At 61.1% G+C, this 23,252-nt stretch carries 17 protein-coding genes; 15 read left to right on the forward strand and 2 right to left on the reverse strand.

The genetic code is table 11. The features are described from left to right. The first annotated feature begins 43 nt into the window (after window positions 1-43). Entirely contained in the window at window positions 44-2,281 is a 2,238-nt protein-coding gene (locus tag R2669_RS20445) for a methyl-accepting chemotaxis protein (RefSeq protein WP_102064666.1), read from the forward strand. Between the two features lie 89 nt (window positions 2,282-2,370). Continuing rightward, a complete protein-coding gene (locus R2669_RS20450) occupies window positions 2,371-8,421 on the forward strand; it encodes a hybrid sensor histidine kinase/response regulator (RefSeq protein ID WP_316901872.1) in 6,051 nt (2,016 codons plus the stop codon). A gap of 70 nt (window positions 8,422-8,491) precedes the next feature. Here the strand turns inward: R2669_RS20450 and R2669_RS20455 are convergent, their stop codons facing one another. After that, complete coding sequence (locus R2669_RS20455; RefSeq protein ID WP_316901873.1) at window positions 8,492-10,048, reverse strand: cryptochrome/photolyase family protein; 1,557 nt, start codon at window positions 10,046-10,048, stop codon at window positions 8,492-8,494. A gap of 80 nt (window positions 10,049-10,128) precedes the next feature. Between R2669_RS20455 and R2669_RS20460 the strand changes: the two genes are divergently transcribed. From R2669_RS20460 to R2669_RS20490, 7 genes are all read left to right on the forward strand, one after another. Continuing rightward, window positions 10,129-10,878, forward strand: coding sequence for a pseudouridine synthase (locus R2669_RS20460; protein WP_316901874.1), 750 nt, complete (start codon window positions 10,129-10,131; stop codon window positions 10,876-10,878). 97 nt (window positions 10,879-10,975) lie between these two features. Beyond that, complete coding sequence (locus tag R2669_RS20465) at window positions 10,976-11,548, forward strand: YqgE/AlgH family protein (protein ID WP_012435022.1); 573 nt, start codon at window positions 10,976-10,978, stop codon at window positions 11,546-11,548. Then, window positions 11,541-11,972, forward strand: a complete 432-nt coding sequence (ruvX, locus tag R2669_RS20470; protein WP_102064670.1) for a Holliday junction resolvase RuvX — start codon at window positions 11,541-11,543, stop codon at window positions 11,970-11,972. Before R2669_RS20465 ends, ruvX begins: the two co-directional genes overlap by 8 nt. Next, complete coding sequence (gene pyrR, locus R2669_RS20475; RefSeq protein ID WP_316901875.1) at window positions 11,969-12,487, forward strand: bifunctional pyr operon transcriptional regulator/uracil phosphoribosyltransferase PyrR; 519 nt, start codon at window positions 11,969-11,971, stop codon at window positions 12,485-12,487. Before ruvX ends, pyrR begins: the two co-directional genes overlap by 4 nt. A gap of 66 nt (window positions 12,488-12,553) precedes the next feature. Further along, entirely contained in the window at window positions 12,554-13,525 is a 972-nt protein-coding gene (locus R2669_RS20480; protein WP_260799896.1) for an aspartate carbamoyltransferase catalytic subunit, read from the forward strand. 8 nt (window positions 13,526-13,533) lie between these two features. Next, entirely contained in the window at window positions 13,534-14,811 is a 1,278-nt protein-coding gene (locus R2669_RS20485; protein WP_027678021.1) for a dihydroorotase, read from the forward strand. Then, window positions 14,798-15,595 (forward strand): lysophospholipid acyltransferase family protein, encoded by a 798-nt coding sequence (locus tag R2669_RS20490; RefSeq protein ID WP_316901876.1) that lies wholly within the window; start codon window positions 14,798-14,800, stop codon window positions 15,593-15,595. The genes R2669_RS20485 and R2669_RS20490 overlap by 14 nt, the downstream gene beginning before the upstream one ends. 9 nt (window positions 15,596-15,604) lie before the next feature. On the opposite strand, the gene R2669_RS20495 is transcribed toward R2669_RS20490, so the two are convergent. Further along, window positions 15,605-16,459, reverse strand: coding sequence for a symmetrical bis(5'-nucleosyl)-tetraphosphatase (locus R2669_RS20495; protein ID WP_316888315.1), 855 nt, complete (start codon window positions 16,457-16,459; stop codon window positions 15,605-15,607). A gap of 209 nt (window positions 16,460-16,668) precedes the next feature. Here R2669_RS20495 and rfbB point away from each other — a divergent pair, with 209 nt between their 5' ends. From rfbB to R2669_RS20525, 6 genes are all read left to right on the forward strand, one after another. After that, a complete protein-coding gene (gene rfbB / locus R2669_RS20500; RefSeq protein ID WP_316888313.1) occupies window positions 16,669-17,733 on the forward strand; it encodes a dTDP-glucose 4,6-dehydratase in 1,065 nt (354 codons plus the stop codon). After that, window positions 17,723-18,655: a dTDP-4-dehydrorhamnose reductase gene (gene rfbD, locus R2669_RS20505; RefSeq protein ID WP_316888311.1), complete on the forward strand. Its 933-nt coding sequence runs from the start codon at window positions 17,723-17,725 to the stop codon at window positions 18,653-18,655. The genes rfbB and rfbD overlap by 11 nt, the downstream gene beginning before the upstream one ends. Beyond that, window positions 18,652-19,197: a dTDP-4-dehydrorhamnose 3,5-epimerase gene (rfbC, locus tag R2669_RS20510; RefSeq protein ID WP_316888310.1), complete on the forward strand. Its 546-nt coding sequence runs from the start codon at window positions 18,652-18,654 to the stop codon at window positions 19,195-19,197. Before rfbD ends, rfbC begins: the two co-directional genes overlap by 4 nt. Window positions 19,198-19,305: 108 nt before the next feature. Next, window positions 19,306-20,418 (forward strand): EpsG family protein, encoded by a 1,113-nt coding sequence (locus tag R2669_RS20515; RefSeq protein WP_316888309.1) that lies wholly within the window; start codon window positions 19,306-19,308, stop codon window positions 20,416-20,418. A 75-nt stretch (window positions 20,419-20,493) separates the two neighbouring features. After that, window positions 20,494-21,591 (forward strand): MraY family glycosyltransferase, encoded by a 1,098-nt coding sequence (locus R2669_RS20520; protein ID WP_316888308.1) that lies wholly within the window; start codon window positions 20,494-20,496, stop codon window positions 21,589-21,591. 101 nt (window positions 21,592-21,692) lie between these two features. Beyond that, window positions 21,693-22,724 (forward strand): acyltransferase, encoded by a 1,032-nt coding sequence (locus R2669_RS20525; RefSeq protein WP_316888306.1) that lies wholly within the window; start codon window positions 21,693-21,695, stop codon window positions 22,722-22,724. Window positions 22,725-23,252: the final 528 nt, after the last annotated feature.

Below are 23,252 nucleotides of genomic sequence, written 5' to 3' on the forward strand. Positions count from 1 at the left end.
TCGACAGAACGAGACGGCAGCATCGACAAGAAAAGAGGGTCCTATGGGGTTCAAGTGGTTCAACGCAGGTCGCCGTGCCGGTCAGGCAGGGGCGCCGGAGGTTGCAGCGGAGGGCGCGTCGGCGGCTTCCGTGCAGTTGGCGCAGTTGGACAATGCGCCCCATACGGATGACGACAATCCCGCTGGCCCGCCCACGCAGCTGGGCCGCTCGCCCATGGACGCCGTGGTCGGCTGGATGGAGCGCGTGCCGTTTGCCGCGCAGCAGCGCGTGTTCACGATCGGCCTGGTGGTCGGTCTGCTGGCCCTGCTGATCTCGGTGTACCTGGATAACCGCCAGGCCAACAACGGTTCGGTGCAGATTGAAATTGCCGGTGACACGCTGATGCACTCGCAGCGTCTGGCCAAGGCGGTGCCGGTGGCGCTGCTGGGTAACACCAACGCATTCGCGCAGCTCAAGGAAAGCCGCGCGCGTCTGCAGGAAAACCTCGATGCGCTGAAGAACGGCAATTCCGAGCGTGGCGTGCGCGCCTCGGGTGGCGAGGCCGAAGCGCTGCTCGACAAGTCGATCGAAGAGTGGAAGCGCAGCGACAAGAGCGCCCAGGCCATTCTGGCGCAGGAAAAGACGCTCGTGGCGGTGGGTAAGACGCTGAACGTGTTCAACGCGTCGAACCCCGAACTGCTGGAAGAAGCCGAACAGATCTCGTCGATGAAGCTGCAGACCAACGCGCCGGCCCGTGAAGTGGCCGCCTCGTCGCAGCTGGTGATGTTGACGCAGCGTCTGGGTAAGAACATGAACGAGTTCCTGGCCGGCGAAGGCGTGAACCCGGAAACGGCGTTCCTGCTCGGCAAGGACACCAACACCTTCCGCGAAACCCTGAACGGCCTGCTCAACGGCTCGGAAGCGCTGCGCCTGTCGGCTGCCACCGATGCCGAGACGAAGGGCTACCTGCAAGAGCTGTCGACCCGCTTCGACAACGTGCAGAAGACCACGCAGATCATTTTGGAAAACCTTCCGGGCCTGATCGCTGCAAAGCGCGCCCAGCAGCAGATCTTCAACGACAACGAAAAGCTGCGTGCCGACCTGTCGGACCTGCAGTCTGCCTATGCCGGCAGCGTGCGCAGCCGTCCGGTGACGCTCGGTGCGGTGGTGCTGTCCGCCATCCTGACCGTGGTCTGCCTGGCCGGCCTGGCCGCCCTGTACCTGCGCGATTCGCGTGTGCGTACGATGGAAGCAGAAGCCCGTCAGCGCGAAGCTGAAGAGCGCCGGATGGTGGAAAAGCGCAACAACGATTCCACCCAGGCTGCAATTCTGCGTCTGATGAACGAACTGCAGGACATTGCAGACGGTGACTTGACCAAGCAGGCCACCGTGTCGGAAGACATTACCGGCGCCATCGCCGACTCGGTGAACTACACCGTGGAAGAACTGCGCGAGCTGGTCGGCCGGGTGCAGCAGACGGCCGAGCAGGTGACGCAGGCATCGTCGGCGGTGCAGACCACGTCGGAAAGCCTCGTGGCCGCATCCGAAGAACAGTCGCGCCAGATTCGCCAGACCGGTCAGTCGGTGGTGGAGATGGCGGACCGCATTACGCAGGTCTCGCGCGGCGCAGCCGAATCGGCCAACGTTGCACGCGCCTCGCTGGCCGCTGCCGAGCAAGGTCAGCAGGCCGTGCAGAACGCCATCACGGGCATGAACGACATCCGTGACCAGATTCAGGAAACGTCGAAGCGGATCAAGCGCCTGGGCGAATCGTCGCAGGAGATCGGTGAAATCGTGGAGCTGATCTCGGACATTACCGAGCAGACCAACGTGCTGGCACTGAACGCTGCCATCCAGGCGGCATCCGCTGGTGAAGCCGGCCGCGGCTTCTCGGTGGTGGCAGAAGAAGTGCAGCGCCTGGCAGAACGTTCCGCCGAGGCAGCCAAGCAGATCGGCGCGTTGATCCGCACGATTCAGACCGACACGCAAGACGCGGTGCACGCCATGGAGCGCAGCACGGCGGGTGTGGTGGAAGGGGCGAAGCTGTCCGATAACGCCGGTGCTGCACTGGTGGAGATCGGCCGCGTGTCGCGCCAGCTTGCCGAACTGATCGAGAGCATTTCGCAGACGACGTCGCACGAGGCGACGCTGGCTTCGGACGTTGCGCAGAACATCGAACAGATCCTGCACATCACGGAACAGACGTCGACCGGTACGCGCCAGACCGCGCAGTCGGTGCGCCAGCTCACGCAGCTTGCCGAAGAACTGCGTGACTCGGTGGCGCGGTTCCGCATCGCCTGATCTCGTCACCTCTGGATTTCGGGCGGGAACGCCGAAGGGGCCACCCCGGGGCAATCGCGGCAACCGCCACCTGCTTTTTGGAAGCACACATGCGTCATCAATCTTCCGCCCAGCCCGAATCCGCCTCTGTCGAGGCGGTGGGAGCCGCCGCCGGGCGTCAGAATTCCGTCCCGAAGCCCGCTGTGCCCGCGCGTGATCTTTCCGCGCTGGCGTGGGTGGCGCCCAACATGCGCGCCGCGCTGGACGATGCCGTGCGCGAGTTCGGCGAATATGCGGCCGATGTGATCGCCGATCCGGAAGTCATCGGCGCGCGCGACACGACGTCGCTGCGTCTGGCCGGCCAGTATCTGCACCAGGCTGCCGGCGCGCTGCTGATCGTCGGCCTGCGTGGTGTCGACGTGTATTGCCAGGCCGCCAAGCGGCTGCTCGAAGCGGTCGATGCCGGCACCGTGGCCGCCGACGCCCAGACGCTGGACGTGTTCTCGCGCGCCGTGCAGGCGCTGCAGGAATACGTGGCCGACCTGATGGCCGGCATGGCCGAAGAGCCGCTGCGCCTGTTCCAGCCGTATCAAGCCGTGCTCGCCCGCCTGGGCGAAGAACGCATCCACCCGGCCGACCTGTGGGCTGATGAACTGCGCCACCTGCCGGCGCTGCTGCTGCCCTCGCGCGACCTGCCGGGGCTGGCGCGCCTGCGCCGCAAGTTCGAACTCGCATTGCTGACCGCGCTGCGTGCGCCGGCATCCAACGCCGATGGTGCACAGGTGGACCCGTCCGCTGCTGCTGCGGCCTATGCCCCGCTGGAAGACCTGCTGCATGGCATCCGCGCGCTGGAGCGGGAACCGCGCCGCGCCGGGGACGATCTGCAGCGCGATCTGTGGCTCGTGCTGGCCCTGACCTTTGGCGCCCTGCGTGCCGGCCTGGTGCCGGCCGATATGACCGCCAAGCGCCTCGCGGCACGCGTCAACCTGCTGCTGCGCCAGTATTCGCACAACAACGTCCATCTGCCGCAAGGCCTGCTGACCGACGCGCTGTATTTGCTGGCCGGCATGGCGTACAGCAACGCGCCAGCAACGCCGGTGGGCGACGATACGCTGGGCCCGGACATCGTGGCCTGCGTGCAGGCCTTTGCGATTCCGCCCACGCATGCGCCTGCCGGCGCACTGCACACACGCCAGTACTACGCATTGCTGCCGACCGACGCCAGCGACACGCTGCAACGCGTCGGCCGCTCGCTCGAAACGCTGAGCCAACAACCCGCGCCTGCTGCCGACGAACTTGACGCTGCACTGCAGACGCTGGCGCTGCATGCCGATGCGCTGGGCCAGCCGGCTTTGTCCGACTTGTCGAACCGCCTGACCGAAGCGGCCGGGCAGGACGTGGCGCCCACACTGCAATTCCTGTCGCGCATGCTTGCGCGCCCCTGGGCCCTGCATGGCGAATCCGGCGACTTGCGCAGCGCGTGGTTTGCCGCCCGCTGCAGCGAGCTGGCCGAACACGCCCGCGCCACGCAAGACGGTCACGCCGTGCCGGCGCCGGCCTGGTTGACGCTGCTGGCCGAAGAAGCTGCACAACGCCGCACGCGCGCCGAGCAGGTTCGCGCGCTGCAAACGCTGCTGGCCTCTGCCGAAACGCACCTCGACGCTTTCGAGCGCGAGGGCGAAGAAAGCGGCGGCCTGCAGGAAGCGGCCCGCCTGTTCGGCGAGATGCAGAGCGCCTTTGCCGCACTCGACGCCTATGAGGCCGTGCACGCCACGGAAGCCGCGCAATCGACCATCAACGCGCTGCAAGCGGCAGGCGAGGGTGCCACGGCTGATCGCGAACGCTACCTGGCCGCGCTGGCCGCCAACGTCAGCGGTCTGCAGGCCCTGCTCGATGCGCTATCCGCCGGCACGGAGTTGACCGGCGGCCAGATCGACGAGATCGTCATCGAAGGCCAGCTGACGCCGACGGAGCGCGAAACCGCATGGCGTGAGTTCGCCTTCGATACCGAAGCCGGCATGCTGGCCCGCCGCGAGCCGCAATCCGAAACGCAGGCCGATGCAGACATCGCCAATGCCGATGCCGCATCGCCGCTGCAATCGCTGCTCGATCGCCTGCTGGCCAAGCAGCCGGTCGACCCGGCCGACCCGCTCGCCGCGGAGTTGCGCACGGCGCTGCAGGAGGCGCGTGACGCCGCCGCCATCGATGACGATCCGGCGCGCCGCCGTCGCCTGGAAGAGGCGCTGGCCCAGTTCGACGCGTGGCAGGTTGGCAGCGTCGGCGCGCTTGAACGCATGCAGGCCGCATTGGCCGCACCGGCCGCCGTGCCTGCCGCTGCCGCCGCGCCTGCGCCTGCTGCCGTGCGGGATACGCAATCCATCGATGCCGAGCTGCTCGACATCTTCCTGTCTGAAGCTGAAGAAGTGCTGGCCGGCGTGCGCGCCGATCTGCAGGGCCTACAGGCCGCGGCCGATATGGGCACGGGCGGCCTGGCTGCCGGCTCTGATCTCGACTTGCTGACGCATCTGCGTCGCGCGTTCCACACGCTCAAGGGATCGGGCCGGATGGTCGGCCTCACGCGCTATGGCGAAGCTGCGTGGGCCATCGAGCAGGTGATGAATGTCTGGCTCGCCGAAAGCCGTGTGCCGACGCATGACCTCGCCGCGCTGCTGACGCGCGCCGAGTTGGAGCTGTCGACGTGGGCCGCTGCCATTGCGCAATCGCCGCAAGCCGATCACGCGATTGAACCGCTGGTTGCCGCCGCAGAGCGTGTGCGCCATGGCGGCCCGTTCGTGTGGCTGGAGGCCGTGCCTGAAGCGCAGGCCGCTCCGGAACACGTTGCGCCCCAAACACCCGAAGCACCGGCCGTGGAAACCGCATCGCATGACGTCGATGCGGTGCAGCCGCTGGAGTTGGCTGCGCCGGATGTGCCCGTTGCGGAAGCCGAAGAACCGGTCGCTCTCACGTGGGATGACGAACCCGCGCTCCCCGAAGTCGAGGCGCCCATGCCCGAGGCGACCGCACCGGTGATCGAGCATGAGGCAGTCGAGCCGGTTGCCGAGCCCGTCGAAGAGACGCTTCAGGAAGCGGCCGCTGAACCGGTTGCCGCCGATGCTGACGCCGATGCCAAGGTGATCCCATTCCCCTTCGCGCAGACCGGCGAGCCGGAAGAAGCACCGCACGACGATGGCGTGAAGGAGATTGGTCCGGTCCGCATCAGCGTCGCGCTGTACAACGTCTACCTGCAGGAAGCCGACGATCTGATCCGGCGCCTGGGCGTGGATTTCTCGGAGTGGCGCCACGAAGGCCGCACGCCGCCGAGCGAGCTGGCCCTGCGCGCCGCGCACACGCTGCAAGGCAGCTCCGCCGTGGTCGAACTGGAGCCCGTGCGCCAGTTGGCTGGCGCGCTGGAACAGGTGCTGCTGAACCTGAACAGCCGCCCGGTGGCGATGCATCCGGGCGACTTCCGCCTGCTCGATCAAGCGGTCGAGCGCATGCGGGGCATGCTGCATCAATTTGCCGCCAGCCTCTGGCCCGACGCCGACGAGCCCCTGCGCCGCAGCCTGGACGAACTCTGCGAGCGCCTGCTCGTGCGTCCGCGGCTGCCGCTGGAGCCGGCGCCTGCCGCCTTTACCGAAGCCGAACAAGCCGAGAACGAAACCGCTGGACTGGCCGGCGAGCCTGCGTTCGAGCCGGCGGAAGTCACGCCGACGTTCGTGCCGTCGCTGGTGCCCGTGCACGAGCCGCCGGTCGCCGAGCCGGCCGTGGGCGAACTGGTCCGCCAGGCGCCGACCGATGCGCTCGACCCCGCGCTGCTGGAAATCTTCCTGGAGGAAGCGCACGTTGCGCTGCCCGAACTGGGCCAGCACCTGCGTGCCTGGGAAGCCGCGCCGCAGGACCGCAATGCCGCCGGCCTGCTGCTGCGCAATCTGCACACCGTCAAGGGCAGTGCGCGCATGGCCGGCGCCATGACGCTGGGTCAGGCCGCGCACGAAATGGAAAGCGCGATTGAAGGCGGCCTGCGCCAGAACCGCGTGGACGACGCACTGTTCCGCAAGCTTTACGTCTGGTTCGACCGCATTCAGGCCCACGTTGATGCGCTCGGCGCGGGCAACGTGCTGCCGCTCGATGCCGGCCTTGCCGATGCAGCCGATGCGCAGCAGACGGCCGCCGAGGCGCAGGCATCGTCTTCCGCGTCGATGCTGCCGGCAGTTGCGGTCTCGACCAGCGTGGATCTGACCGGCACGCGCAGCCCCGAAGCCGAGGCGCTGGAAGTGGCCGAACGTCAGCGCGCGATGGTGCGCGTGCAGGCGCGTGCGCTCGATTCGCTCATCAACGATGCGGGTGAAGTCGGTGCGGCGCGTGCGCGCCTGGAGTCGGAAGTCGATGCGCTCAAGACCTACCTGTCGGAACTGAACGACAACGTGGCGCGTTTGCGCGCGCAGGTGCGCGAGATCGAAATCCAGGCCGAAACGCAGATGGAGTCGCGCATTGCCGATGCCGCTGCGCACGACGAATCGTTCGACCCGCTGGAGTTCGACCGTTTCACGCGCTTGCAGGAACTCACGCGGATGATGGCCGAGTCGGTCAACGACGTGGCGACGGTGCAGCAGAACTTGTTCCGCGGTTTCGATCAGGCGTCGCTCGATCTGGAAACGCAGGCACGCCTCACGCGCGGCCTGCAGCGCAGCCTGATGCGTGCGCGCATGGTGCAGTTCGATACCGTGGCCGACCGTCTGTATCGTGTGGCCCGCCAGGCCGCATCGGAAACCGGCAAGGAAGTCCGGCTGTTCATCAAGGGCGGTACGGTGGAACTGGATCGCAGCGTGCTGGACCGCATGGGCGGCCCGCTCGAACACATGATCCGGAACGCCGTCGCACACGGCATTGAATCCGCTGACGAGCGCCGCGCCAAGGGCAAGGCCCCCGCCGGTGAACTCACGCTGGAAGTGCAGCAAGAGGGTAACGAAGTCGTGCTGCACTTCGTCGACGACGGTGCCGGGCTGAACCTCGACCGTATCCGCGCCCGTGCATTGGAGCGTCAACTGCTGGCCGCCGACGAAGAAGCCAGCGACGCGCGCCTCACCGAGATGATCTTTACGCCGGGCTTCTCCACTGCCGATCAGGTGTCGGAACTGGCCGGCCGTGGCGTCGGCATGGACGTGGTGCGTGCGGAAACCGTCGCCCTGGGCGGGCGGATTTCACTGCAGACGACGCCGGAAGTCGGCACGCGTTTCACCATCCACCTGCCGCTGACGACTGCGATTACGCAGGTGCTGCTGGTGCGTGTGAGCGAGCGTGTCTACGCGATTCCGTCGGGCATGATCGACCACGTGCAGCAACTGCGTCCGCAGGCGCTGGCCGAGGCGTACAACGCGGCCGCGCTGCAGCTGCCGACCGGGCCTGTGCCGTTCCACTACTTTGGTGCGCTGCTTGAAGAAGCGACGTCTGTCACGGGCGGACGCAAGTACTCGCCGGCCGTGGTGGTGCGCAACGGTGCCGAGCGCGCCGCCGTGCACGTCGACGAAGTGATCGGCAACCGCGAAGTGGTGGTCAAGCACATCGGCCCGCACCTCGCGCGTCTGGAAGGGATTGCCGGTGCCACCACGTTGGGCGACGGCGAGATCGTGCTGATCTACAACCCCGTGGTGCTCACGCAGCGCTTCGAGCGCGAAGCCGCCGCACGCAGTCTGTCCGATCAGGAAACGACGGGCGCCGTGGCCGAGCTGCACCGCGATGGCAGCACCGATGCCGTGCCCGGCCTGGGGACACAGCCGATCGTCATGGTGGTCGACGATTCGCTTACTGTGCGCAAGGTCACGCAGCGTCTGCTGACGCGCTCCGGCTACCAGGCTGTGCTCGCACGCGACGGTGTGGATGCGCTGCGTCAGTTGCAGGAGATCACGCCCGACGCAATGCTCGTCGACATCGAAATGCCGCACATGGACGGCTTCGACCTCACGCGCAACGTGCGTGCGGACGAACGCATCGGCGCCACGCCGATCATCATGATCACCTCGCGTACGGCGGACAAACACCGCCGTTACGCAGCGGAGATCGGCGTGAACGTCTACCTCGGTAAGCCGTACAACGAAGAGGAACTGCTCCAGCATCTGCGCAACCTCATCGGCGAGCGTGCGCCGGCGGCCAACGCCGGCTGACGAGACGCCTGGCAGAAACAACAACGGGCCGGTGTTCTACCGGCCCGTCGTCTTTGGTGCCTAGCGATCCTCAATCGTCGTCGCTGGTCTTGCTAAGTGCTGCCGCCTCAGCGCCCGATGTGCGATGCGCCTTGGTGACGGCATAGCGGTCCAGCGTCGCGGCGCGCGCGGCCGCATGATCGACGATGGGCAGCGGATACGTCTCGCCCAGCACCACGCCTGCTTCCTTCAGCACACTGGCCGGCGCTGTCCATGGCGCATGGATGTACTTGTCCGGCAGCTTCGCCAGTTGCGGCAGGTACTTGCGGATGAAGCGGCCTTGCGGGTCGAACTTCTCCGATTGCGTGACGGGGTTGAAGATGCGGAACCACGGTTGCGCATCGCACCCGCTAGATGCTGCCCACTGCCAGCCGCCGTTGTTGGCGGAAAAGTCGAAATCGTTGAGCACGTCGGCAAAATACTGCTCGCCGCGCCGCCAGTCGACGCCAAGATCCTTGATGAGAAAACTGGCCGCCACCATGCGCAGGCGGTTGTGCATGTAGCCGCTCTGGAAGATCTGCAGCATGGCCGCGTCGACGAGTGGATAGCCGGTGCGCGCATCCTTCCAGGCTTGGAAGCGCGCGTCGCCGGTGTCGCCGTCCACCCAGCGGATGCGATCGAATTCCGGATGGAAGGCGGCGCCGTCTGCCAAGTCCGGGCGGTGATGCAGGATCATGAAATAGAAATCCCGCCAGACCAGCTCCGACAGCCACGTCGCCGCGCCCCGGCTGCCGCGCAGCATGGCGGCGTGGGCAGGCGCGGCCAGCGTGCGGATCGACACGGTGCCGAAGCGCAAATGCGTTGACAGATAGCTCGGCCCGCGCACGGCAGGAAAGTCGCGGCGCGCATGGTAGTCGTCCATGCGCTCTTCAAACTCGTCGAGCAAGGTTTGCCCGCCCGACATGCCGCTGGGCAGGGCGATTTCCGACAGGTTGGTGCGTGCGAAGCCCATCGCTTCCAGCGCGGGCGTAGCCTGCGCGAGCGCCTGCGGCGGCTTGGCCAGCGCGCCGAAGTACGGCTCTGTGGGATACGCCCGCAAGTCAAACGGCGTCAGCGCGGCTAACCAGGCATTCTTGTAAGGCGTGAAGACGCCGTACGGTTTGCCTTGCCCGTTCAGGATTTCGTCGCGCTCGAAGATCACCTGATCCTTGAAGTCGAACCAGGCGCACGGCTGCTGGGCGAGCACTTTGCGCACCGCCTCATCGCGGGCCTGCGCGGATGGTTCTTCGTCATGGTTGGCGAAGACGGCCTCGATGTTCAACTTGCGGGCGATGTCGGGAATGGCTTGGCGAGGGTGGTCATGCACGACGATGAGGTCGCCGCCGGCCTCGCGCAGCGCGCTGCGCAGTTCCTCGACCGATGCGCGGATGAATTCGATGCGGCGGTCGGCCTTGAGCCCGCGCGCGAGCAGCGCGTCGAGGATGTCGCGGTCGAACACGAACACGCAATAGACCTGGCGGCAGTGCCGCAGGGCATAATGCAGCGCCGCGTGGTCGAAGTGCCGCAGATCGCGCCGGAACCACACCAGGCCTCGCTGGAAGTGCGCTCCGATGTTGTACGGCTGGCGGCTTGGGGCGGTTGAGGGCATCGGATGGAAATCGGTTGCTCTTTAGACTGGCGGAGCGTATCGCAAAAATCGCCCCTTTTTGTCTTGTTCACGTTGTTGTCATGGCTGATTCCTCTGCTCGTCTTCCGCTGTATCGCATCCTGCAATCCCAAGGCTTCGGCACGCGCCGCTATTGCAAGGACCTCGTCCTCGCTGGCCTGGTATTCATCAACGGCGTCGAGATGGAGAACCCCGACGCATTGGTCGATACCGCCGGCTTGGTGCTGGATGTCGACGGCGAGCGCTGGGTGTATCACGCCCGCGCCTATCTGATGCTGAACAAGCCGGCTGGCGTCGAGTGCTCGCAAAAGCCGAAACATCATCCGAGCGTGTACACGCTGCTGCCGGTGCCGTTGCGCGAGCGCGCCGTGCAGTGCGTCGGGCGGCTCGACCAGGACACTACGGGGTTGCTGCTGTTGACCGACGACGGCCAGTTCGTCCACACCATCACCAGCCCGCGCCACCAGGTGCCCAAGGTGTATGAAATCACCACCGCCGAGCCCGTGACCGATGCGCAGATCGCTCAGCTGTGCGCCGGCGTGCTGCTGGCTGACGAAAATGAAAACGTTGCCGCCGCCTGGGCCGAGCGCGTAGACACGCACCACCTGCGCATGGCGCTCACCCAGGGCAAATACCACCAAGTGAAACGCATGGTGGCCGCCGCCGGCAACCACGTGGCCGGATTGCACCGCAGCGCCATCGGCGGGTTGTCGCTCGGCGATCTGGCGCCGGGCGAGTGGCGCTGGCTGGAAGCCGCCGATCTGGAAGCGCTGAACACCACGCCGCCGCACGCCAGCGGGTCAAGTGCCTGAGGCGGCACAATGCGCAATCCCAAAAAACCTTGCGCTGAGAGCCGATTCCTCCAAATGAGAGGGGCAGCGGCCGGGGGCTTTTGGTAAACTCCCCCTCATGGCCTCGCCTGACGCACTCATCAATCTCACGAATCAGTTCCTGATCGCTATGCCCGGCATGGCGGATTCGACGTTTTCGGGCACGGTCGTGTACATGTGCGAGCACAACGAGCGCGGCGCGCTCGGGCTCGTGATCAACCGGCCTATCGACATCGACTTGGCGACGCTGTTCGACAAGATCGACCTCAAGCTCGAAATCCATCCCCTCGCAGAACAATCCGTGTACTACGGCGGTCCGGTGCAGACCGAGCGCGGCTTTGTGCTGCACGACGCCACAGGCGCGTATTCGTCGTCGCTGGCGGTGCCGGGCGGGCTGGAAATGACCACCTCCAAGGATGTGCTGGAAGCCGTCGCGCAGGGCGGTGGCCCACACCGCTTTATCCTGACGCTCGGGTATGCCGGCTGGAGTGCCGGTCAACTGGAAGACGAAATCAGCCGCAACGGCTGGCTGACCGTCCAGGCCGATCCCGAGATCATCTTCAACGTGCCTCCCGAAGAGCGGTTTGCCGCGGCGCTGAACCTGCTCGGCATCAATCCCGCCATGCTGTCGGGCGAGGCCGGGCATGCCTGAGCCGGCGCGTCCGGCCCCCGCTTCCATGCCTGCGGAAGGCACCTTGCTGGCATTCGATTACGGCGAAAAGCGCATTGGCGTGGCGCTCGGCAATTCCATCACGCGGTCTGCGCGGGCGCTGGAAACCATTCCGAACCGCTCCGTCGATTTCCGTTTTGCTCAGATCAGCCGGCTCGTTGGCGAATGGCAGCCGGTCGGCTTTGTAGTCGGCATGCCCGTCCACCCCGACGGCGAAGAGCAGCCGATGATCAAGCTTGCCAAGCGCTTCGGCAATCAATTGCACGGCCGCTATGGCCTGCCGGTCACCTGGGTGGACGAGCGCTATTCGTCCATCGCCGCACAGGACGCCGGTGCTTCCGACGATGTGCTCGACGCAGAAGCCGCGCGCATCATCCTCCAACAGTTTTTCGACGAACACGCATGACATCGCAACAGATCGATGCCGAGGCGCTGTACCAGAGCCTCGTTGCACAACTGCGCACGCGGCTGGCCGACGGCCACACCTGGTCGGTGGCCGGCATTGTCAGCGGCGGCGCCTGGATCGCCAAGCGTCTGGCGCATGACCTTGGCCTGCCGGAATACGGCGTCGTCAACGTTGCGATGCACCGCGACGACTACGCCAAGAAAGGCCTGCACGCCAAGGCGCAGCCGACCACGCTGCCCTTTGACGTGAACGAGCGACGCATTCTGCTGGTGGACGACGTGCTGGCCAGCGGCCGCACCATCCGCGCGGCCATCAATGAACTGTTCGACTACGGCCGGCCGGCGGCGGTGGAGCTTGCCGTGCTGGTTGATCGCGGTGAACGTCAGTTGCCCGTTGCGCCGGATTACATCGGAGAGCGCATCACGCTGCCCGCCGACGAATCGCTCGTGCTGAGCGAGGCCGGCGAAGGCGCTGCCGCGCGCTTCACCTTCACGCGCGAGCCCAAAGGCGCTTGAATCCGCGCACCGTGCCGCATCTGCTTTGACCTGACCTGTACTGACCTCGTCGCCTTTCGTTTCTCCATGCCCAAGACTTTTGCCAACCCGCAGCTCACGAAAAACGGCGAGCTCAAGCACCTGCTGTCGATCGAGGGGCTGTCGCGCGACATCCTCACGCACGTGCTGGACACCGCGCAGCAGTTCGTCTCCGTATCGGATTCCGACCGCGAGGTGAAGAAGGTGCCGCTGCTGCGCGGCAAGAGCGTTTTCAACCTGTTCTTCGAGAACTCCACGCGCACGCGCACGACGTTCGAGATCGCGGCCAAGCGGCTGTCGGCGGACGTGATCAATCTGAACATCAATGCGTCGTCCACGAGCAAGGGCGAGTCGCTGCTCGACACGATCAACAACCTGTCGGCGATGCAGGCGGACATGTTTGTCGTGCGGCATGCCAGTTCCGGGGCGCCGTACCTGATCGCGGAGCACGTCGCGCCGCACGTGCATGTGATCAATGCAGGCGATGGCCGTCATGCGCACCCCACGCAGGGGCTGCTCGACATGTACACCATCCGCCACTACAAAAAGGATTTCTCCAATCTGACGGTGGCGATCGTTGGCGATATCCTGCATTCGCGCGTGGCGCGGTCGGACATCCATGCGCTGACGACGCTGGGCTGTGCCGAAGTGCGTGCCATCGGCCCGCGCACGCTGCTGCCGGGCGGGCTGGAGCACATGGGTGTGCGCGTCTTCCACAACATGGAAGAAGGCCTGAAGGGCGTGGACGTGGTCATCATGTTGCGCTTGCAGAACGAGCGCATGAGCGGTGCGCTGTTGCCCTCCGCGCAGGAATACTTCAAGGCTTACGGTCTCACGCAGGACCGCCTGGCGCTGGCCAAGCCGGACGCCATCGTCATGCACCCTGGCCCGATGAACCGTGGCGTGGAGATCGATTCCGCCGTGGCCGACGGCGTGCAATCGGTGATCCTGAATCAGGTGACGTTCGGCATCGCCGTGCGCATGGCGGTCATGGGCATTGTGGCTGGCAACAACGACTAAGAAGAGCAATGAAACTGCATATCAAAGGCGGTCGCCTGATCGACCCGGCCAACGGCATCGATGCCCAACAGGATCTGTACATTGCGGCGAGCAAGGTGGTCGGTGTCGGCCATGCGCCGGCGGATTTCCACGCCAACAAGACGCTCGACGCGACTGGCCTCGTGGTGTGCCCGGGCCTGATTGACCTGTCCGCGCGCCTGCGTGAGCCGGGCTTCGAATACAAGGCCACGCTCGAATCGGAAATGGCTGCGGCGATGGCCGGCGGCGTGACTTCACTGGTGTGCCCGCCGGACACCGATCCGGTGCTGGACGAACCCGGCCTGGTCGAGATGCTGAAGTTCCGGGCGCGCAACCTGAACCAGGCGCACGTGTATCCGCTCGGCGCGCTGACCGTGGGCCTCAAAGGCGCGGTGCTGACCGAGATGGCCGAGCTGACCGAATCGGGCTGCGTGGGCTTCTCGCAGGCCGACTCGCCGATCATCGATACGCAGGTCTTGATGCGTGCCATGCAATATGCGCAGACCTTCGGCTTTACCGTCTGGCTGCGCCCGGAAGATCCGTATCTGGGCAAGGGCGGCGTGGCTGCAAGCGGCCCGCTGGCTTCGCGCCTGGGCCTGTCCGGCGTGCCGGTGATGGCCGAAACCGTGCGCCTGCACACCATTTTTGAGCTGATGCGCAGCACGGGTGCGCGCGTGCATCTTTGCCGCCTGTCGTCTGCTGCCGGCATCGACCTCGTGCGTCGCGCCAAGGCCGAAGGCCTGCCGGTGACGTGCGACGTGAACGTCCACCATATTTCTCTGACTGACGTCGACATCGGCTACTTCAATTCGCAGATGCGCTTCGTGCCGCCGCTGCGCTCCGGCCGTGATCGTGACGGCATCGTGCGCGCGCTCGCCGACGGCACCATCGACGCAATCTGCTCGGACCACACGCCCGTGGACGACGACGAGAAGCTGCTGCCGTTTGCCGAAGCCACGCCCGGTGCGACCGGCCTCGAAACCCTGCTGCCGCTCACGCTGCGCTGGGCAGCCGAGCACAAGGTCGAGCTGCCGAAGGCGCTGGCCCGCATCACGAGCGAGCCCGCCCGTGTGCTGGGTCTGCATGCGGGCTCGCTGGAGGTGGGTGCGATGGCCGACGTGTGCGTGTTCGATCCGGATGCAACGTGGAAACTCGAGCCGCGAACCCTGCGCAGCCAGGGCAAGAACTCGCCGTATCTTGGCTTCGAGCTTGCCGGCCGCGTACGTGCCACGATGGTTGCCGGGCATCTTGCCTATGACGGGCATTGATCAGCGCGTGACAAGCGCGCCCACCGAGATGCGCACGCCGCAGCGCAAGCACGTGCTGCGCAAGCTCCGGTTGCTCGTGCATCTGGCAGAAGGCCTGATCACGTGCGCGCTGCTGTTCTGGTGGATCAAGCCGCAGACCAAGCACGCGCTGATCCAACGCTGGTCGCGCAAGTTGCTGGCGCTGTTCCGCGTCTCGCTCGTGGTGCATGGCGAGCCAGTCGCGGGCCAGGAACTGGCGGGCTCCATGCTGGTGTCCAACCACGTGTCGTGGATCGACATCTACGCGATCAACAGTTGGTATCCACCGCGCTTCGTCGCCAAATCGGAGATTCGCAGCTGGCCGGTGATTGGCTGGCTGTGCGCGCAGACCGGCGTGCTGTTCGTCGAGCGCGCCCGCAAGCGCGATGCGCACCGCATCATGCATGTCATTGCCGACGCGATGCGTTCAGGCGATGCCATTTGCGTGTTTCCTGAAGGGACGACGTCCGACGGGTTGCAACTGCTGCCGTTCCACGCCAACCTGTTCCAGGCGCCCGTCAGTGCTGGCGCACCGATCCGCCCACTGGCGCTGCGGTATCGCATTGCCGAGACGGGCGCGTTGACGACCATTCCCGCGTATATTGGCGATCTGTCGATGATGGACACGATTAACGCCATGCTGAATGGGCCGCCGTTGGTGGTGGAAGTTCTTGTGGGCCCCGCCGTGGCCCCGGAGATGGACCGCCGCGCGCTGGCCGCACATAGCCAGGAAGCGGTTGCGACCCTGATCGCCCGGGCGGGCTAAGTCGAACCGTTACTTCTTCTTGTGTGCGAGCGGGTCCTGCGCCTGTTCGCAATCCACCTGGATCACGTCACGTCCCGCCGGGGCCAGCGACAGCTTTGCCGCTGTCAGCTTGCCGCCCCACACGCAGCCAGTATCCAGGCCCATCACATCGTCGCGCATCACCAGTCCGCGCGTAGACCAATGCCCGAACACGATCGGCGTGCCACGCGTACGGCGGCCCGGCACGTCGAACCACGGCATGTGGCCATCCGGCGCGCCGTCTGCATCCGTCGTTTCGAACTCCATCGTGCCGTCGGGCTTGCAGAAGCGAAGGCGCGTCAGGGCGTTGATGGTCAGGCGCAGACGGTCCATGCCGACGAGATCGTTGCTCCACTTGTCCGGGTGGTTGCCGAAGGCGTCAGCCAGAAAGGTTTTCCAATGTGGGCTGCGCAGTTCCCGCTCGACCGCGCCGGCGAGTTCCAGTACGTCGCCTGTCGTCCACTGAGGCAGGACGCCGGCGTGCACCATCAGGAACCCGTTTTCGAAGATGGCCAGCGGCTGGTGACGCAGCCATGTGATGAGTTCGTCGCTATCGGGAGCGGAGAGGATGTCGGCGATCGTGTCTCGCTTGCCGGGTTTGCGCACGCCCGCAGCTACCGCCAGCAGGTGGATATCGTGGTTGCCCAGGACGGTGCGCGCGCGCCCGGCCTCGCAAAGCGCGATGACTTGGCGCAGCGTGGCGAGCGACTCCGGGCCTCGGTTGATGAGGTCGCCGACGAAGCGAAGGGTGGTGTTGGCGGGGAGAGCGGCCAGCAGCGACTGGAGGGGGGAGCAGCAGCCTTGGAGGTCGCCGATGGCGTGGGGCAGGTTTCCTGCTACTTTCATGTGCTGTCAGCCATGCAATGGACCGGTATGGGACGTCTCGATCTCAAGTGTTACAACGCGCTACAAAAAGATCTGGCGCTTTGGCAGGGTATGTCCGGTGGTCGGATAGAATACGCGACTTCTTACTATTCATAACAAATCCGTCCGTTTCCGCTCGGATGAAGGCCGGATTTAACGCGTGCGAATGTCCGCGGCAAGGAGGACTCAGCTTGTCCCACATTCTGGTCACCGGAGGCGCCGGCTTTATCGGCGGTAATTTCGTTCTCAATTGGCTGGCGAATCCAAGCGCTGATGGCATCGTCAACGTCGACAAGCTTACCTACGCAGGAAACCGCAAGATCTTGGACGCAGTTGAGCACGATCTGCGCCACGTATTTTCGCAAACGGACATTTGCGATCGGACTTCCCTCGATTGTCTGTTCGCTCAGTACAAGCCTCGTGCGGTGGTCCACTTAGCGGCGGAAAGTCACGTGGATCGCTCCATCCACGGACCAGGCGAGTTTATTCAGACCAATATCGTCGGAACATTCACCTTGCTCGAAGCCGCGCGCGCCTACTGGGTAACACTGGACGGAGAAGCCAAGGCAGCGTTCCGCTTCCTCCACGTGTCCACCGACGAGGTATTCGGGTCTCTTGGTCCTACCGATCCGCAAACCTCGGAGACCGCGCCCTATGCGCCTAATAGCCCATATTCGGCATCGAAGGCCGCATCGGACCATCTCGTACGCGCATATTTCCATACATACGGCTTGCCGGTCTTAACGACCAACTGTTCGAACAACTACGGCCCGTATCATTTTCCTGAAAAGCTCATCCCCCTCATGATCGCGAACGCGCTGAGTGGAAAACCGCTGCCCGTCTATGGCGATGGTCAGAATGTGCGCGACTGGCTATACGTGGACGACCACTGTTCGGCGCTGCGTGAGGTGCTTGCCCGCGGGCGTTTGGGCGAGACGTACAACGTTGGGGGCTGGAATGAAAAAACGAATCTGGAAGTCGTGTATGCATTGTGCGATCTGCTGGATCAACTCCGGCCCAAGGCAGCCGGTTCTTACCGTGATCAGATCGCGTTTGTGAAAGATCGCCCGGGGCATGATCGACGTTATGCCATCGATGCGCGCAAGCTGGAGCGCGAGCTTGGATGGAAACCTGCCGAGACGTTTGAAACTGGGCTACTGAAGACGGTCCAGTGGTACCTGGATAACCAAACGTGGGTTCTGGACGCGACGTCCCGCCAGTTTGGGAATCAAGTGGTTAACCAATATGCAGCGTAAATTGGCAGCACGCCCTAGTCTGGTTATTACCGGATGCAATGGTCAGATCGGTTTTGAGTTGCAACGCTATTTGGCGCAAGTTTGTCGGGTTGTCGCACTGGACCGCGCCGCCTGCGATTTGTCTCGAACTGCCGCAATACGCGAGGCAATGCGTACTATCCGGCCTGATATAGTGGTGAATGCCGCTGGCTATACCAATGTAGATAAAGCAGAAATAGACCGGGAATTAGCGTTTGCCATCAATGGTGCCGCAGTTGGCGTGCTCGCTGAGGAATGTGTTGCATTACAAAGTTTGCTGATTCATTACTCTACTGATTATGTCTTCGACGGTAATAAGCAACAGCCTTACGTTGAGACGGATACCGCAAGCCCGGAATCGATATACGGAAAAAGCAAGTTGGCCGGGGAGGAGGCGATCGCCAGAAGCGAAGTGCGCGCGCTTACCTTACGTACCGGATGGGTTGCTGGCGCACATGGCGATAATTTCATTAAAAGGATTCTCAAAAAAAGCCGCTCTCAACAAACGTTGAGCGTAGTCGCCGATCGATTCGGCACCCCCACCACTGCCCCACGGATTGCCAGCGTCACAGCCGATCTCGTGAGAAAGTACTTCGAACTTGAGGATAAGAGGTCATTCCCGTTCGGGCTATATCACCTGGCTGCTTCAGGGCAAACAGATTGGCATACATACTCTGTAGAAATTCTTACTCGTGCGCGAGCTCAGGGCATCGCTTTGCGAGTGCAGCCAGAGCAAGTTATTGCGGTTTCAGCGACGGAATATGCAGGCGTTGCACCACGTCCTCGAAATTCCTGCCTAGAGGCAAAAAAGATCGAGCGAGTATTCGGTATTAAGTTGCCGGAGTGGAAAATTGATGTGCACCGCGTACTCGATGAAATCTTCCAGCATGTGAGAGACGAATGAAATTGACCGTAACGCCCACAGCCTTGTCCGAGCTACTGCTTCTCGAACCCAAGGTCTTCGAGGACGACCGAGGTTGTTTTTTCGAAAGTTTTAATGCAAGAGAATTTAAAGAAGCAACAGGCTTGTCGAGCGAATTTGTGCAGGATAATCAATCCAGATCTGCCCGCAACGTTCTGCGAGGCTTGCACTATCAAGCTGTGAGGCCCCAAGGAAAACTTGTGCGAGTTCTGCAAGGTGAAATATTCGATGTCGCAGTTGACATTCGCGCGACATCTACCACATTCGGTAAATGGGTTGGAGTCAGACTTTCCGCTGAGAATAGGAAGCAATTGTGGTTGCCGGAGGGGTTTGCGCATGGCTTTGTTGTGTTGTCAGAATACGCGGATGTCCTTTACAAATCAACAGAATATTATGAGCCCGATTTTCAACGAATTATTGCATGGAATGATCCGGTGATCGGAGTTGAATGGCCCTTGGCAGGTATTCCTATTCTTTCGGCAAAGGATCGTTCGGCGGCCCCTTTGTCGGCTGTGGTGTTTTGAATCATCCATCATGATTCGGTCTATTTTGAGAGTCTCCAGTCTCTATTACCACAAGAGCAGCTGTGATTTCGCGAAAATTTTCATTATATTACTAATTGAATTGCCTGAATGTTGATTTTCGCATATCTACTATCGATTATCATCCTCGCCACGTGTGGTGTGCGGCAATGCCGATGGCTATGGATTCCGATTGCGTTGCTGTGGATGGTGCTTTGCGCGTTTAGGCAAGCGGGAGTCGGGTCCGATTTGGGGCTATACATCCAAGTTTTCGATTATTTGGATATTGATAGTACGCTACCTGCCGCGCGTGATGCGGCGTATGGCTGGGAGCCGGGATATGTGTTTTTGATGCTTTTCGCTAAGCGACTTGGCATTAATAGTGCGACATATTTTCTTGCAATTATTGCTGCTTTTAATTTTGCTGTTCTTCTGGCTTTCTTGATAAAAAATAGTAAAAACGCATCCATTGCATTTCTATACTACTTATCGAGTTACCTAATTTGGCAGCAGTTTGTTCTTGTTCGTCAATCAATCGCAATTTCCATGCTGTTGATTGGAGTGTTATATTTGTTGTCGGAAAAGCGGTGGCGCGCACTATTTTTTTTCCTGGTCGGCTGTACATTTCATTTTTCTGCAATCGTTGTGCCGCTTTTTGTTTTTGCATATAGAGTGACGCGTCGCATACCGACAAATCATCTCGGCGTTATATCATTCGGCATCTCAATTCTGGTGGTAGTGCTAGCTGGCCAAGTTCCATTAGGGGATGTATTTAGCTATTTGAATCAAATTCGTGACTATTCGAGTTACATAGATGGTGGGGCTAAGAATTTTCTCTCGTTTGCAGAGGCAGGTGCTTTACTATTGCTTTTGCTAATGATTTCTCGGCAGGAGGTGCCGGAAGAAAGAAATCGATTTTTGACTCCAGAAATGCGTTCTGGCATGTCTTTTGGTTTTTCCGTAGACTTGCAAGCGCGTTTGCTCGCGCTGATTTTTCCAGTGTATGCAGTGGCGGCGAACTTTGAGGTTATCAACCGATTACTGGAATACGATAGGCTGGTCTACGCAATTGGTGTTTCAACAGTTTTTGAGGCTTCGAGAGGACGGCGGGCGGCGCTTATCGTTTGGTTAATCGTGATTATTTATTCAGTGGCGCGTTTTATGCGGTTCTATTTGACATTTGACCAGGGTGCTTTGCAGGATTTTGTTATGGGCTGGGGTTGAAAGACCTAATAATCAAAGAGTTTTCTTGAGCTGCGCTTTTGGCGGCGCGAAAGAATAATCTAAATATTTTTTCCGATGGTTAATATTAGTGTTGGCTTTATTGTTTCGTTCTTCGTTACGATGTTAATCGTAAGATATTCGCATTTCCACGCCAAATTTTCGGCGGACACTGATTTGGAAGGGGCGCAGAAGTTTCATAGCAGAGCTGTACCGCGCATAGGTGGTCTTGGGCTTGCGATTGCAATGATCGTCGGCGCAATCGCCCTAGAATTTTCTGCAGCTCCGCAATTTCGCGAGTACGTTCTTCTGTTAATTGCCTCGCTCCCAGCATTCTTGGGGGGGCTCGTGGAGGACTTGACGAAGAATGTAAGCCCGAGAAGCCGTCTGATCGCAACCATGGCTTCCGCATTGCTTGCGATTTGGTTGCTCGATGCTCGCATTGTTCGGGTAGATATCTTTTACATCGACAAATTGTTCTCTATTTATCTTGTTTCTTTGCTAATTACAGCAGTAGCGGTTGCGGGATTGGCGAATGCGGTAAATATAATCGACGGATTTAATGGATTGGCTGCCATTGTTGCGACAATGATGTTGCTGTCGATTTCTTATGTTGCATTTAGAAATAATGATGGATTTATCATGTCCGCCGCGCTTCTCTTGGCGGGCGGATTACTGGGGTTTTTTATCTGGAATTTTCCGGCAGGATTAATTTTCCTTGGTGACGGAGGGGCTTATCTTGTCGGGTTCGTGATCGCGGAACTGGCAGTTTTGCTTGTCAAGAGAAATCCGGGGGTTTCCGCGTGGTATCCAGTGCTGATGTTGATCTATCCGCTTTTTGAGACGGTATTTTCAATTTATCGAAAGAAATTCTTGCGGGGAATTTCTCCCGGTATCCCGGACGGAATTCACTTGCATATGCTTGTTTACAAGCGACTTATGCGCTGGGCTGTAGGTAGCAAAGAAGATCGCCATCGTCTGCGCCGTAATTCATTTACCTCACCCTATCTCTGGCTCTTGAGCTTGCTTGCTGTGCTACCCGCTACGTTATTCTGGCGTAACCCCATTGCGTTGATTTTCTTTTCATTTGCGTTCGTCTTCACGTATGTGTGGTTATATTGGAGCATTGTTCGATTCCAGTCTCCCCGATGGATGATCGTGCGCAAGAAAAAATAAGAAGGCGCTCTGTACTGTACGTAGCCTGGTTCAAATCGAATACCGCTGAGCATCAGTTAAGTCAGATGCCGACATGATCGAACGACAGTTTTCCGATTTTTATGAACGACCTCATCTCCAATAGAATTCATTGGATGCGATGTGTGGGCTGTATTGCTGTCATTGCCTTGCATTCAGCAATTATCGACAACCTGGTCGAGCCGAGTTGGTGGTCTTCGAACGTTTATGGTGGTATTACTCGCTTTGCGGTGCCGATCTTCTTTATGATATCAGGCTGCCTTTTGATTAACAAAAATTATCAGTTCGATGGGTTTATTAAGCGCAGGTTGGTGCGGGTTTTGCCGGCCATTGTATTTTGGGATATTATTTATTACTTATGGAAGACGCATGGGAGAGGATCGTTTTTCGATTTCCTGATCACGTCGCTCCTGGGGCCGCAATATTACCATCTATGGTATATGTACGTTCTTTTTGGTACATATTTGGCGCTTGTTGTAATTATTCCTTTTTACAATAACTCTGGGAGGAAGGAGAAATTCGTCTTTGTTGGACTGTGGGCGATTTGCTATGGAGTGGCTCCGATTGTTCTAAGCTTGTTAAAAATCGTGTCGCCAGTTATTGGGACTTTTGGCCTTTCCCTCTTCGCTGAACCAGTGGGTTGGCTTGTGCTTGGTGCGGTAATTCGTGATGCCGTTTTGTCCAAAAGGTGCCAGCCTAACGCGTACATGGCGTTCATCGCATCACTCGGTTGTTTAATCGCTATTTTATTTCTTACCGAGTCATATACATATCGAACGGCCGACACGCTTCCTCCAAATTTTGTTACGGAGATATTTAGAACGCCGCAATCAATTTTCACCATTGCCTACGCGGTATGCGTCTTCTTGTTTTTCCTCGGGTTCAAAATGAGGGTGCATCATCGCATTGAGAAATTGATTGGCATTGTTTCGGAGTGCTCGCTGGGAGTTTATTGCGCTCATGCGCTTGTGATGACTGAGGTCCTTGGCAGGTTAAAGTATGTCAAGGTGTCTTCGTGGCTTATTATCCCGAGTGCCACAGTGCTGACATTCCTCATCTGTCTGGGCATTGTCTACCCTGCGAGGAAGATAAGGCTGACACGATACGTTCTCTAAGCTGGAACATTCGAAAATGGTGTCGCTCGGCACCATGCTCTTTCGTACGGAGACAAGCACTCTAGGTATTGCGTGTGGATCCTGTTGTGCTTCGGCCTGGATGCCGCCCCGTCGAGTGGTTCGGAGCCGAGTCTATCTTGCGGGGGAGCGGCCCGTAGAAGGAGCTTCCGGAAGAGCAAAGCACTGAGTCTCGGGAAAGGCCGATGCCGACAGCGCAGCGAGTCAGCGAGGATCACTCACGTTAGAGAGAAATTCGACGGTGAAGTCGGAGATGGGTGGCCAGCCCCAAGCGGGAGCTGCTAAGTCAGACAGTGCGCTGACGGTGGAATCATTAGAGCCGAGACTGGCCGGCGCGGAAGCCTGCTTGCCCCAAGGCCGCCAGCTGCTTGACGGTGAACCCCCCGTAGCTGATGCATCCACTTGGCGCCCCACCGTGTACCTTCGCCGGACCATATGTGGCAATGCAAGTGCTAGCATCGCGGCATGCCCGGCTGCAAATAGGCAGTAATACTCGTGCATTGAGTTCGC

Origin of the sequence: Ralstonia edaphi, from assembly GCF_958350185.1 — a bacterium.
Classification (GTDB): Bacteria; Pseudomonadota; Gammaproteobacteria; order Burkholderiales; family Burkholderiaceae; genus Ralstonia; species Ralstonia edaphi.